The sequence below is a fragment of the Pseudomonas sp. PS02302 genome, assembly GCF_029959585.1.
In the GTDB taxonomy this organism is placed as follows: Bacteria; Pseudomonadota; Gammaproteobacteria; order Pseudomonadales; family Pseudomonadaceae; genus Chryseomonas; species Chryseomonas aestiva.
This window is the reverse complement of sequence record NZ_JASCON010000117.1, coordinates 1-12299: the sequence shown is the minus strand read 5'-3', so window position 1 is coordinate 12299 and position 12299 is coordinate 1. Positions and strand designations below refer to the sequence as shown.

At 66.7% G+C, this 12299-nt stretch carries 11 protein-coding genes; 7 read left to right on the top strand and 4 right to left on the bottom strand.

Annotation, left to right across the window (positions count from 1 at the left end; all coding sequences use genetic code 11):
* Nucleotides 1-65: 65 nt before the first annotated feature.
* Nucleotides 66-1595, top strand: a complete 1530-nt coding sequence (locus tag QMX82_RS24420) for an apoptosis inducing factor family protein (protein ID WP_282288408.1) — start codon at nucleotides 66-68, stop codon at nucleotides 1593-1595.
* Nucleotides 1596-1653: 58 nt separating this feature from the next.
* On the opposite strand, the gene QMX82_RS24415 is transcribed toward QMX82_RS24420, so the two are convergent.
* The 3 genes from QMX82_RS24415 to QMX82_RS24405 form a co-directional block, all read right to left on the bottom strand.
* A complete protein-coding gene (locus QMX82_RS24415; protein WP_282288407.1) occupies nucleotides 1654-2535 on the bottom strand; it encodes a glycine betaine ABC transporter substrate-binding protein in 882 nt (293 codons plus the stop codon).
* An 85-nt stretch (nucleotides 2536-2620) separates the two neighbouring features.
* Entirely contained in the window at nucleotides 2621-3547 is a 927-nt protein-coding gene (locus QMX82_RS24410) for an electron transfer flavoprotein subunit alpha/FixB family protein (protein ID WP_282288405.1), read from the bottom strand.
* Complete coding sequence (locus tag QMX82_RS24405) at nucleotides 3547-4296, bottom strand: electron transfer flavoprotein subunit beta/FixA family protein (protein ID WP_282288403.1); 750 nt, start codon at nucleotides 4294-4296, stop codon at nucleotides 3547-3549. Before QMX82_RS24405 ends, QMX82_RS24410 begins: the two co-directional genes overlap by 1 nt.
* A gap of 177 nt (nucleotides 4297-4473) precedes the next feature.
* On the opposite strand from QMX82_RS24405, the gene QMX82_RS24400 reads away from it, so the two are divergent.
* On the top strand, nucleotides 4474-6510 hold the full coding sequence (locus QMX82_RS24400) for an NADH:flavin oxidoreductase (RefSeq protein WP_282288401.1): 2037 nt from the start codon (nucleotides 4474-4476) through the stop codon (nucleotides 6508-6510).
* A 47-nt stretch (nucleotides 6511-6557) separates the two neighbouring features.
* On the opposite strand, the gene QMX82_RS24395 is transcribed toward QMX82_RS24400, so the two are convergent.
* On the bottom strand, nucleotides 6558-7274 hold the full coding sequence (locus QMX82_RS24395; RefSeq protein WP_282288399.1) for a TetR/AcrR family transcriptional regulator: 717 nt from the start codon (nucleotides 7272-7274) through the stop codon (nucleotides 6558-6560).
* A gap of 144 nt (nucleotides 7275-7418) precedes the next feature.
* Between QMX82_RS24395 and QMX82_RS24390 the strand changes: the two genes are divergently transcribed.
* The 5 genes from QMX82_RS24390 to QMX82_RS24370 all read left to right on the top strand — a co-directional run bounded on the left by QMX82_RS24390 (nucleotide 7419) and on the right by QMX82_RS24370 (nucleotide 12228).
* On the top strand, nucleotides 7419-8342 hold the full coding sequence (locus QMX82_RS24390; protein ID WP_133862090.1) for a LysR substrate-binding domain-containing protein: 924 nt from the start codon (nucleotides 7419-7421) through the stop codon (nucleotides 8340-8342).
* 125 nt (nucleotides 8343-8467) lie between these two features.
* Nucleotides 8468-9724: an aromatic ring-hydroxylating oxygenase subunit alpha gene (locus QMX82_RS24385; RefSeq protein ID WP_282288396.1), complete on the top strand. Its 1257-nt coding sequence runs from the start codon at nucleotides 8468-8470 to the stop codon at nucleotides 9722-9724.
* Nucleotides 9725-9727: 3 nt separating this feature from the next.
* Nucleotides 9728-10852 (top strand): 2Fe-2S iron-sulfur cluster-binding protein, encoded by a 1125-nt coding sequence (locus tag QMX82_RS24380; protein ID WP_442969414.1) that lies wholly within the window; start codon nucleotides 9728-9730, stop codon nucleotides 10850-10852.
* Nucleotides 10853-11105: 253 nt separating this feature from the next.
* Nucleotides 11106-11597, top strand: coding sequence for a metallophosphoesterase family protein (locus tag QMX82_RS24375; protein ID WP_282288392.1), 492 nt, complete (start codon nucleotides 11106-11108; stop codon nucleotides 11595-11597).
* Nucleotides 11598-11607: 10 nt separating this feature from the next.
* Complete coding sequence (locus tag QMX82_RS24370; protein ID WP_208694100.1) at nucleotides 11608-12228, top strand: flavin reductase family protein; 621 nt, start codon at nucleotides 11608-11610, stop codon at nucleotides 12226-12228.
* The last annotated feature ends 71 nt before the right edge of the window (nucleotides 12229-12299 follow it).

Genomic DNA, 12299 nt, shown 5'->3' with positions numbered 1-12299 from the left:
CTGCGCTCTGTCGAAGCTGCTGAGCCTGATGCGAGAGAGCGCCCCAAACGGCGCCGGAGCCCACCATGAAAACCATGCACCCGGTCGCGCACCTTGCCGACCTGCGCGAAGACCGCGGTACCGCGGTCGAGATCGAAGGCACCGACATCCTGCTGCTGCGCGTCGGTGACGAGGTACGCGCCTTCCAGGCGCAGTGCCCCCACGCCGGCGCGCCGCTGGCCGAGGGCGCAGTCTGCCAGGGCCGCCTGGTCTGTCCCTGGCACAAGGCGAGTTTCGCCGTCGACGATGGCCGCCTTTGCGAACCACCGGCGCTGGATGCCTTGCAACGCTATCCGGTGGACGTGCGCGACGGCGAGGTGCTGGTCGGGACCGAGCCCCTGCCCGCGCAGACGGCGGAGCCCCAGTCCGACGATCGCCTATTCATCGTCGTCGGTGCGGGCGCCGCGGGCACCGCCGCAGCGGCGGCCCTGCGCGAATTCGGCTTTGGCGGCCGCCTGCTGCTGATCGGCCGCGAACCGGGTGAGCCCTATGACCGGACCGCCCTGTCCAAATTCGTCCTCCAGGGCGACAAGGCCCCCGATGAAGCCCCACCGCTGCGCGAGGCCGACTTCTTCCGCCAGCAGCGCATCGAGCGTCTGCATGCGGAAGTGACGCGCCTGGATCCCCAGCTCCGCCAGCTGGAACTCGCCAACGGCCAGACCCTGAGCTACGACGGCTGCGTGCTCGCCACCGGTGGCGAACCCAGGCCCCTTGACGTGCCGGGTGCCGAGCTCAAGGGCGTCCACCTGATGCGGACCCGCGCCGACGCGGCCGCCATCCTGGCCAATCTGCCTGAGGAAGGCCGCGTGGTGATCGTCGGCGCCAGCTTCATCGGTCTGGAAGCCGCCTCCGCCCTGCGCAAGCAGGGCCTGGCGGTGGACGTGGTTTCCCCCGTTTCCCTGCCCTTCGTCAAGCAGATGGGCGAGACCCTCGGCCAGCATTTCAAGACCCTGCACGAAGCCAATGGCGTGACCTTCCATGCTCCCAACGAGGTGGTGGGCTTTACCGGCGACGACCAGGTGCGCCAGGTCAGCCTCAAGGACGGCACCCACCTGCCCGCCGACCTGGTCCTGGTGGGTACCGGCATCGCCCCGGCGACCGCCTTCCTGGCCAATCTGCCCCTGGCGGATGACGGCAGCGTCCCGGTGGATACCCAGCTCCAGGCCGCCGCAGGCCTCTACGCCGTTGGCGATCTGGCCACCTTTCCCCATGCCGGCCAACCCGCCCGCATCGAACACTGGCGCCTGGCCCAGCAACACGGCCGCCTGGCGGCGCGCAACCTGCTCGGCCACGCCGAGAGCTATGCGGACGTGCCCTTCTTCTGGACCCTGCATCACGGCAAGAGGTACGAATACCTCGGTCATCCCCGCCAGTGGGACGACATGCACCTCGACGGCAGCCTGGGCGACCAGACCTTCGTCGCCCTGCTGCTGGCCGAAGACCGGGTGGTCGGCGTCGTGGCTTGCCAGCGGGAGCGCGCCACCGCGGTGCTGAGCCAGCTGATGCGTCAGCCACTGTCGCGCGCCCGCGCCCTGGACGTCCTGGCAACGTCCTGAGCGGGAACGACCCGGACGCACCTGCGGGACAGGTGCGATCCGGTCGGTCCGAGGCGCCTCAGTTCTTCGCGTTGAACATCTCGCTGAACAGCTGCTTGTGGGCCGCGTAGTAATCGGCCACGACCTTGTCGGCGGAACCGTCACGCGCCTGGAGCATCAGCTGCTGCAAGTCGCCGGCCGGCAGGTGGTAGTGGGCGAAGAAGGTGGCGACCTGCGGGTACTCGGCCGGAAATTCCTTGCGCGCCATGGCATGGATCTGCTCCGCCGTGCCGAAGACCCCCTTGGGATCGTCGAGATAGCGCAGCTTCCACTTGGAAAACATCCAGTGCGGACTCCAGGCATTGATCACCGACCACTTGCCGCGCTTCAGATTGCGATCCATCTCGGTGAGCATGCCGACTTCGGACGAAGCTACGATCTTGTAGCCCTTGAGCTGATAGACGTCGAAGGCCTTCTCGGTGAGCTTGTACTGGCCATTGCCAACTTCCGAGGAAAGGATCTTGCCGTCGAGCTTGGCCCGCACTTCCGGCTTCTTCAGGTCCTCGATACTGGAGAGTTCGCTCTGGGGAACGGACTCCGGCACCGCCATGCCCAGCTTGCCCTCGTAGAGCACGCCCAGATCGGTGAGCCTGTCCTTGTGCTTGTCGACGAACACCGCATGGGTGGTGGGCAACCAGACCATGGGAATGAGATCGATGCTGCCGTTGGCCATGGCCTGGAACTGGATGCCGATGTCGGCCTGCACCAGCTTCACCGGCAGCTTCAGCTGGTCTTCGATGGCGACCTGGGCGAGCTTCGCGGTGATTTCCGCGTCCGACCAGTTGACCCAGCCAATGCGGACCGGTCCCTGGGCGGCCTGGACCACCTGGCTGGCGATCGTCAGGCCCACCACGGCGACCAGACCCAGCGCCTTGCGCTTCATGTTCTGTGCAACATTCATCAGCTCTATCTCCGGCGTTTGTAGTGTTGTTGTTGCTGGCAGTCTCAAGGCGAAGAACGTGTTGTAGTTGAGTAGAAAGCGTCCGCTAGAGCGCCCGCTCCAGGTCCGGCAGGGCTTGGAAAAGATCGGCCACCAGGGTGTAGTCGGCCACCTGGGCGATGGGCGCCTCGGCATCCTGGTTGATGGCGACGATGATCTTGGAACCGCTCATGCCCGCCAGATGCTGGATGGCGCCGCTGATCCCCACGGCCACATAGAGATCGGGCGCGACATGCTTGCCGGTCTGGCCCACCTGCAGGTCGTTGCCGGCGAAGCCGGCATCCACCGCGGCGCGTGAGGCCCCCACGGCGCCGCCCAGCCGATCGGCCACCCGCTCCACCAGGGCGAAGTTCTCCCGGCTGCCCAGACCACGCCCGCCGGACACCACCACGCGGGCACTGCCCAGCTCGGGCCGTGCGCTGGTGCTGAGCACCTCGCTGACGACGCGGCTCGCAGCCGGTATCAACGCCTGTTCCAGGCGCACGATCGGGCAAGGCGGCTCGCCCTGCTCCGCCGGGGCGAAGGCGGACGCGCGAATTGTCAGGACCTGCACCTCATCGAGGGATTCGATCCGGGCGATCGCATTGCCGGCATAGATCGGCCGGCGGAACACCGTCGGGCTGTCGATGCCGATGACCTCGGCGATCATTCCCACATCCAGCAAGGCCGCCACCCGCGGCAGGACGCTGCGCCCCTGGACGCTGGCCTCGGCCAACAACTGCCCGGGCTGCCGGCCCGCCAGCCCGGCGATCAGCTCGGCCTGGCTTTCCGGGGCGCACGGCGCGGCGGTCTCGACCACCAGCACCCGGTCCACCCCGACCAGGGCCGCCGCCTGCTCCGCCGCCGCGGCAGCGCCTGGCCCGATCAACAGCAACTCGATGGGCTGCGCCAGCTCCCTGGCCGCCATGACAACGTTCGCCGTGCCAGCCTTGAGCTGGCCCTGATGCTGTTCGGCGAGGATCAAAGTAGCCATCAGAGCACTCCCGCACGCTGTTTGAGGTGACTCACCAGTTCATCGACGGACTGGACCCGGATGCCGGCTGAGCGCTGGCCTGGAGGCTGCACGCCCAGCAGGCGGGTATGCGTTTTGGTCGCGATGCCCAGCGCCGTGCCGTCAAGCACCTCCAGCGGCTTCTTCTTGGCCTTCATGATCGCGGGCAGCGAGGCATAGCGGGGCTCGTTGAGCCGCAGATCGCAGGTCACAACCGCGGGTGAGCGCAGCGCGACGGTCTGGCGCCCGCCATCGATCTCGCGCTCGACGATCCATTCACCCGCCGCATGGCTCAGCGCCGAGGCGCAGGTGGCCTGGGGCAGGCCGGCGAGTTGCGCCAGCATCTGGCCGGTCTGGCTGTTTTCCTGGTCGATGGCCTGCTTGCCGAACAGCACCAGGTCCGGACGCTCGCGCTCGACGACCCGGGCCAGCGCCTTGGCCACGTTCAAGGGTTCCAGGGGGCCCGGCAGCTCCACCAGCAGCGCTCGATCCGCCCCCAGGGCCAGGGCCACGCGCAATTGCTCCTGCGCGGCGCTGCCGCCGACCGTCACCACCACGACCTCCTGGGCGATGCCCCTCTCCTTGAGGCGGATGGCTTCCTCGACGGCGATTTCGCAGAAGGGATTCAAGGCCATCTTGACGCCTGCCAACTCGACATCGGAACCGTCGGTCTTCACCCGCACCTTGATGTTCGGATCGATGGCGCGCTTCACCGCGACCAGCACTTTCATCGTCTCTCCTGGGGCCCCTGGGGCCGTGGCTACCACCTGAGATGGGCCAATCCTAGCCATGGCTCGGCATCGTCGGCAAGAGAAATGTACACGATGGATTTATTTATTGACACCAATGTACATTCACCCCAGATTGAGTGAAAACACGCCTGATGTCGTCAGCCCGGAGAGCCCGAGATGTCCACCGATCCGCTCCTGCAGCCGTACCAGCTCAAGCACCTGACCCTGCGCAATCGCATCATCACCACGTCCCACGAGCCGGCCTATCCCGAGGACGGCATGCCCAAGGCGCTGTACCGCGCCTATCACGTCGAGCGCGCCAAGGCCGGGGTCGCCCTGACCATGACGGCCGGCTCGGCGGCCGTTTCCCGCGACAGCCCGCCGGTGTTCAACAACGTGCTGGCCTGGAAGGACGAGGTGGTGGGCTGGCTGCGGGACCTGACGGACGAATGCCATGAGCATGGCGCGGCGGTGATGATCCAGCTCACCCACCTGGGCCGTCGCACCCGCTGGGACAAGGCGGACTGGCTGCCGGTGGTGTCGCCCTCCCACGAGCGCGAGCCGGCGCACCGGGCCTTCCCCAAGCAGATCGAAGACTGGGATATCGAGCGCATCATCAAGGACTACGTCGACGCCGCCGAGCGCATGAAGTACGCCGGCCTCGACGGCCTGGAGCTGCAGGCCTACGGCCATCTGATGGATCAGTTCTGGTCGCCGCTGACCAATACCCTGGACGGCCCCTATGGCGGCTCGCTGGAAAACCGCATGCGCTTCACCTTCGAGATCCTGCGCGGCATTCGCCAGCGCTGCGGCGAGGACTTCCTGGTGGGCATTCGCTACACCGGCGACGAGACCCTCCCCGGCGGCATCGACGCCAACGACGGCATGACCATCTCCCGACTGCTCAAGGACAGCGGCCTGGTGGATTTCCTCAACGTGATCCGCGGCCATATCGAAACCGATGCCGGCCTGACCGACGTCATCCCGATCCAGGGCATGCGTAATTCGCCGCACCTGGATTTCGCCGGTGAAATCCGCTCGGCCACCGGCTTTCCGACCTTCCACGCCGCGAAGATTCCCGACGTCGCCACCGCGCGCCACGCCATCGCCTCGGGCAAGGTCGACATGATCGGCATGACCCGGGCGCACATGACCGATCCGCACATCGTGCGCAAGATCATCGAGAAGCGAGAAGAAGAGATCCGCCCTTGCGTCGGCGCCAACTATTGCCTGGATCGCATCTACCAGGGGGGCGCGGCCTATTGCATCCACAACGCCGCCACCGGCCGCGAGACCACCATGCCGCATGACATCCCCAGGGCGGCGCTGCCGCGCAAGGTGGTGATCATAGGTACCGGCCCGGCCGGTCTGGAAGCGGCGCGGGTAGCCGGGGAGCGCGGCCATCGCGTCAAGGTGTTCGAAGCCGCCGATCGCCCCGGCGGCCAGATCCGCCTGACCGCCCAGAGCGAACGGCGGCGCGAGATGATTAGCATCATCGACTGGCGCATGGCCCAGTGCGAACGCCTGGGCGTCGAATTCGCCTTCAACACCTGGGCCGAGGCCGACACGGTGCTGGCCGAGGAACCCGACGTGGTGATCGTCGCCACCGGCGGCCTGCCCCACACCGAGATCCTCAGCCAGGGCAACGACCTCACCGTCTCGACCTGGGACATCATTTCCGGCGACGTCAAACCCGGTCGTCAGGTGCTGATCTTCGACGACGCCGGCGATCATGCTGCCCTGCAGGCCGCCGAGGTCATCGCCAGGAGCGGCGCCCAGGTGGAGATCGTCACCCCGGATCGGGCCTTTTCCGCGGAAGTCATGGCCATGAACCTGGTGCCCTACATGAGGACGCTGCAGGATCTCGACGTGACCTTCACGGTGACCTACCGCGTCGACCGGGTCGCGCGGCGCGAAGGTCGGCTGGTCGCCACCTTCAAGAGCGACTACGGCCCGGTGCACAAGGAACGCGTGGTCGATCAGGTGGTGGTGAACCACGGAACCGTGCCACTGGACGATCTCTATTTCGAGCTGCGGCCGCAGTCGAAGAACGACGGCGCCGTGGAGCACCAGGACCTGATCGCCGGCAAGCCGCAGAACCTCGTCACCAACCCGGCCGGGCGCTTCCAGCTCTTCCGTATCGGCGATGCCGTGGCCGCGCGCAATACCCATGCGGCGATCTACGATGCGCTGCGCCTGATGAAGGATCTGTAGCCCAGCGAGCCGCCCTGGTCGCCGGCCAGGGCTAGCTGCCTACAGCCCTAGAGCTCGTCCGCTGCCGGCGCCTGGCGGAAGGTCTCACTGAGCGGCACGAAGACTCCGGGCTCGGCTTCGGCATAACCGAACTTGCCAAAGAAGCGGTCGAGTTCACGCTGGGTGGGGCGCTCACCGGTAAAGATGCTGGTGTAGTGCGGGATGCGCCGGAAGCGTTCGGTCAGCCCCTCGGCAGTCTTCATCGAGATATAGCCGATCTGCGTCAGGTACAGCGTCCGCGCCCGGGTGTCGGCGGCATCGGCGTCGTAGCCGAAGCGCTGGAACATGCTGGAAAGCGCCGCCATGCGCATGCGATCGGCAAGGGCGATGGCCTCCGTCACTTCCGCGGACTGCAGCGCCCAGCTGCGTACCGCGAACTCGAACTGGGAGTCGAACAGCTCGGCGTTCAACCAGCACTCGAAGACATTGAGGATCGCCTCGGCGATGCTTTCCGCATAGCTCTCGCATTGCCGGATCAGATTGCCGGTGTTCTTGTCGCGCCAGCGATCGAGCAGCGCGGCCAGCAGCTGCTCCCGATCCTCGAAGAACCAGTAGAAGCTGGTACGCGACAGCTTCAACCGCTTGGCGAGCGGCATCACCTTGACGCCATCGATGCCGGATTCCTTCAGGGCCTCGTAGGCTGCCTCCAGCCAGCCATCGGCCGAGCCGCGCCAGCCACTGTCCGCGTCCTTTTCCTTGTCCCGCGCCTTGCTCTGTCGCGCCATCAACCGCTTATCCCGTGCAATACTGTCCAGCAACTGTACAGCACCGCGCTTTTCTCTGCGCACCCAGGTGGATTCCTGCTTCTCGACGGCGTCTGCCGTGACGAATCGGGACTGAAGGCATAGCCCCGGCGAAGGCAGGCTCCCATGCAGCGCTCCGAATCCATGCGACGTTCCAAAGGCTATCGCCGGCTCATCCCGTCCATGAACGCCCTGCTGGTCTTCGAGGCTGCCGCTCGCCTTGGCAGCTTCACCCTGGCCGCCCAGGAACTCGGGGTGACCCAGGCCGCAGTCAGCAAGCAGATCCGCTTCCTCGAAGAACTGCTGGATACCCGCCTGTTCCACCGCCTGCACCGGGCCATCCAGCTCACCCCCGACGGCAGCGCGCTGTTTCTGGTCATGGGTGATTCCCTGCAGCGCATCGCGGCGACCTTCGACAAGATCCTCGACGGCCAGGCCGAGCAGGAAATCGTCCTGGCCTGTACCAGCGCCTTCTCCCATCTGCGGATCATGCCCCGCCTGCCGGCCTTGCAGGCACTGCTGCCCGATCTCCAGCTGCGCCTGGTCCCGCCGCTGCATCGCGAGGCCGATCTGGCCATCCGCTACGGCGATGGCAGCTGGGATGATGGCACGGCCACCCTGCTGTTCGACGAAGAGGTCTTTCCGGTCTGCGCACCCGAGTGGCTGGTGAGCCATGCCGCGCCGCACTCCATCGCGGACCTCTACCAGAGTCCGCTGATCGACTCGGACGCCACGCTGGAAGGCTGGATGACCTGGAGCACCTGGTTCCGCGCCCTGGACCATACCCCACCACGGCTGCGCATCGGCCTGCGCTGTACCCACTATGCCGACACCATCCGGGCGGCGACCCAGGGCCTGGGGATCGCCCTGGGGTGGCAGCGTCTGGTCGCCCCACTGCTGGCGGACGGCCAACTGGTCCGGGTGACGGACTTCATCGTCAAGCCGCGCGATGCCTATTACCTGGTGGTGCCCCATGGTCGCCAGTCGGTGGTGGGCGAGCTGCTGCCGACCTGGCTGCGCGACGAGCCAGGCGCCTATGGACCGCTCTAGATCAAGTCTTTCATTGCATAACCCAGACTCATGCCAGCTTAACAATAAAGCGCGTTGACCCCTTCCAGGGGCGCTTCGATACTGCGGCCATCTACCCCCGACCAACGTCTCCCCTGAGGTGCCCCATGGATAACGCCCCTGCCAAGAGCCATCGCGACCTGCTCGCCCAGCGCCAGCCGGGTCATGGTCTACCCGGCGAGCTGTATGGCCGGCAAGACGTCTTCGCCACGGACCTCGAAATCTTCTACAACCGGCACTGGATCGTGGTCGGCGTGACCGCGGACATCCCCGAGCCGGGCGATGTCTCCACCCTCGACATCGGCAAGGCCTCCATCATCCTGGTGCGCGACGACGACGAGAACATCCGGGCCTTTCGCAACGTCTGCCGGCACCGGGGCGCGCGGCTCAGGGAGGCGGGCAAGTCCACCGTGGGCATGCTGGTCTGCCCCTATCACCAGTGGACCTACGACCTCGACGGCCAACTGAAGCATGCCGCGCACATGGGCCAGGACTTCGACGCCAGCTGTCGCAGCCTCCTGCCGGTGGCGCTACGGGTGGTGGGTGCCCATATCCTGGTCTGCCTGAGCGAAGACCCACCCCAGGACATCGCTACGCTCGCGTCCGAGATGGCGTCCCGCTTCGCGCCCTACGCCCTGCAGCTCAGCAAGATCGCCCACGAGAGCGAGATCATCGAGAACGGCAACTGGAAGCTGGTGATCGAGAACAATCGCGAGTGCTATCACTGTGCTGCGGGCCATCCGGAATTGAACGCCTCCTTCCTGCCGGAAGACTTCGGCGTCTGCACCGACGGCATGAGTCCGGAATCGCTCCAGGCCCTGGCGGAGTATAAGGCGACGAATGCCGCGGCCCGGCAGGACTGGGAAGACCAGGGCCATCTCTGCGCCGCCGTGGAGCACCTGGAAGAAGACAGCGTCACCCAGTTCCGCTCGCAGCGCCTGGTCATCGCCAACCACGGCGAGTCCCAGACCCTGACCACCCGCGTGGCCTGCACCCGGCTGCTGGGCGACCTGCAGCGCCGCGACCTCGGCGATGTGCATTTCTGGACCCATAACTCCTGGACTCACGTGATGAGCGATCACGCCGTGGTCTCCTACCTCATCCCGCTCGGCCCGGACCAGACCCTGGTCAGGACCAAGTGGCTGGTCCATGCCGAGGCCGTGGAAGGCGTCGACTACGACCTCCAGACCCTGATCGAGGTCTGGCAGGCGACTAATCTGCAGGACGCCGGACTCGTCGCCCTCACCCAGCGCGGCACCCAGGATCCCGCCTACGTGCCCGGCCCCTTCTCGACCTTCACCGAGACCTACGTCGAGCAATTCACCCGCTGGTACGCCGCCCGCCTCGCGGCCCACGGGGTGTGAGGAATGACCATGACCGCGCTCACCCCCTTGGCCACCGCGCAAGGCAGCCGCCTCAACGACGCCCGGACCTGGTCGGCGTTCGGCGCGGCCTGGAGCAGTGCCGAGCAGAAGACCCTCGAATGCTGCGCCATTCGGGTCGAGACCGCCGACGTCAAGACCTTCGTCTTTCGCTGTCCCGACTTCGTGGCCCTCGCCTTCGAGCCGGGTCAGTTCATCACCCTGTCGCTGACCATGGACGGCCAGCGGCTGTCACGCTGCTACACCCTCTCCTCCACGCCGACCCGCCCCTTCAGCCTTGCCATCACCGTCAAGCGCGTACCTGGCGGGCCGGTGTCGAACTGGCTGCACGATCACCTGGAGGTTGGCAGCCGGCTGCAGGCTTTCGGCCCGGCAGGCATCTTTACCCCGGTCGGACATCCGGTACGCAGGTTGCTCTATCTGTCCGCCGGCTCGGGGGTCACGCCGCTGATGGCCATGACGCGCGCCGCCTTCGACCTGGGTAGCAATCCGGACATCGCCTTCGTCCACAGTGCCCGTACCCCCCGGGACATCATCTTCCGCGACGAACTGGCGCAACTGCAGGCCACACAACCTGGCCTCAGGGTCTTTGCCATCTGCGAGGCACCCGGCGCCGAAGTGGACTGGCAGGGCCCGCTCGGCCGTCTGGATCTGCCCCTGCTGGAGCGACTGGTGCCGGACTTCCGCGAACGCGAGGTGTTTATCTGTGGCCCCCAGGGCTACATGGACGCCGTCCAGCGCACCCTGCAGGAAGGCGGCTTCGATCTTGCCCACTTTCACCAGGAGAGCTTCACGATCGGCAGTCCGGCGGCCCCCGCCGAAACCGCGCCTACCTCGGTCGGCGAGGCCCTGTTCACCGTCACCCTGGCCCGCTCGGGCAAGGTGTTCAGCATGGCGGCCGACCAGACTGTGCTCAGCGCCGCCAGACGCGCGGGCGCCATCGTGCCCTCCTCCTGCGGGCAAGGCCTCTGCGGTACCTGCAAGACGGCCCTGCTCGAAGGCCAGGTGGAGATGCGGCATGCCGGTGGCATTCGCCAACGCGAGATCGACCGCGGGTTGCGACTGCTGTGCTGCAGCAGGCCCACGTCCAATCTGGTGCTCGACCTCTAGCGGCTTCGGTCCCGTGAAGGCGCCCTACCGGACGCTCTTCGACGAGGCGCCTCTGCCGCCAGCCTTTTGCCCAGCCGGGCGCCACGGCGTGCTGGGCATGGGTGAGGACAGCCGTTCCTCGATTCGCGCGGACCATCACCCAGCGTTTCGCTTCCGCATAGAACTCCTGGGTGTCCGGACACCTCTCAACTGAAGCGTCAGCCCCGTGATCGATGGCGATCCCGCTGACGGCCTTGAGAGACACCGAGCCCCCATGAATACCCCCCTAGCCACCGCACCTCGCCCCTATCGCGTCGGCCTGATCGCCGATACCCATGGCCTGCTCCGCCCCCAGGCGCTGGAAGCCCTGGCCGGCAGCGACTTCATCCTGCACGCCGGAGACATCGGCAAGCCCGACATCCTCGACGCCCTGCGCGAGCTGGCGCCGCTGGCGGTGGTCCGCGGCAACAACGACGATCTGCCCTGGGCCGACGACATCCCGGAGCGCGTCACCCTGACCCTGGCCGGCGTCGACATCCATATGCTGCACATCCTGCCCGAGCTGGATCTGGCGGCCGCCGGCGCCAAGGTGCGGGTGGTAGTCAGCGGCCATTCGCACAAGCCGCTGATCGAAGAGCGTGCTGGCGTACTCTACATAAACCCCGGCAGCGCCGGCCCGCGGCGCTTCCGCCTGCCGATCAGCGTCGGCCGCCTGACCCTGGACGCCGGCCAGCTCCAGGCCGAGATCCTGGAACTCACCCCTTGAAGGAATCCCGATGAGCATCGATTACCACTTCTACGAACCCAGCCAGGGCCACGGCCTGCCCCATGACCCCTTCAACGCCATCATCGCGCCCCGTCCCATCGGCTGGATCTCCTCCCATAGCGAAAGCGGCGTTCTCAACCTGGCGCCCTACAGCTTCTTCAATGCCTTCAACTACAAGCCCCCGCTGATCGGCTTTTCCAGCCAGGGCTACAAGGACAGCGTGGCCAATATCGAGCGCACCGGCGAGTTCGTCTGGAATCTGGCCACCCGTGAACTGGCCGAGGAGATGAACACCAGCAGCGCCATGGTCGGGCCCGAAGTGGACGAATTCGCCCTGGCTGGCCTCGAACCCGCGCCCTCCAGCGTCGTCAAGGTGCCGCGGGTCGCCCGGGCCCAGGTGGCCTTCGAGTGCAAGCTGAGCCAGGTCGTCCGCCTCAAGACCGCCGCCGGAGATGAACTGGATCAGTGGCTGGTGCTGGGCGAGGTAGTCGCCGCCCATATCGACAAGCGTCTGCTCAAGGATGGCATCTACCAGACCGCGGCCGCCCGCCCCATCGTGCGCGGCGGTGGCCCGGCCGACTATTTCGAGATCACCGAGGCCGCACTGTTCCGCATGCGTCGCCCCGACTGAGCGGTCGGCCCTGGAATGCAAAAACGCGCCCCCGGGGGCCGGTTTTGCTTTCAGGGGTGCGTGGCCCGGTG

Excerpts from the sequence above, each read along its gene's own strand:
- QMX82_RS24420 (WP_282288408.1), top strand. The coding sequence starts at position 66 with ATGAAAACCATGCACCCGGTCGCGCACCTTGCCGACCTGCGCGAAGAC.
- QMX82_RS24415 (WP_282288407.1), bottom strand. The coding sequence starts at position 2,535 with ATGAATGTTGCACAGAACATGAAGCGCAAGGCGCTGGGTCTGGTCGCC.
- QMX82_RS24410 (WP_282288405.1), bottom strand. The coding sequence starts at position 3,547 with ATGGCTACTTTGATCCTCGCCGAACAGCATCAGGGCCAGCTCAAGGCT.
- QMX82_RS24405 (WP_282288403.1), bottom strand. The coding sequence starts at position 4,296 with ATGAAAGTGCTGGTCGCGGTGAAGCGCGCCATCGATCCGAACATCAAG.
- QMX82_RS24400 (WP_282288401.1), top strand. The coding sequence starts at position 4,474 with ATGTCCACCGATCCGCTCCTGCAGCCGTACCAGCTCAAGCACCTGACC.
- QMX82_RS24395 (WP_282288399.1), bottom strand. The coding sequence starts at position 7,274 with ATGGCGCGACAGAGCAAGGCGCGGGACAAGGAAAAGGACGCGGACAGT.
- QMX82_RS24390 (WP_133862090.1), top strand. The coding sequence starts at position 7,419 with ATGCAGCGCTCCGAATCCATGCGACGTTCCAAAGGCTATCGCCGGCTC.
- QMX82_RS24385 (WP_282288396.1), top strand. The coding sequence starts at position 8,468 with ATGGATAACGCCCCTGCCAAGAGCCATCGCGACCTGCTCGCCCAGCGC.
- QMX82_RS24380 (WP_442969414.1), top strand. The coding sequence starts at position 9,728 with ATGACCATGACCGCGCTCACCCCCTTGGCCACCGCGCAAGGCAGCCGC.
- QMX82_RS24375 (WP_282288392.1), top strand. The coding sequence starts at position 11,106 with ATGAATACCCCCCTAGCCACCGCACCTCGCCCCTATCGCGTCGGCCTG.
- QMX82_RS24370 (WP_208694100.1), top strand. The coding sequence starts at position 11,608 with ATGAGCATCGATTACCACTTCTACGAACCCAGCCAGGGCCACGGCCTG.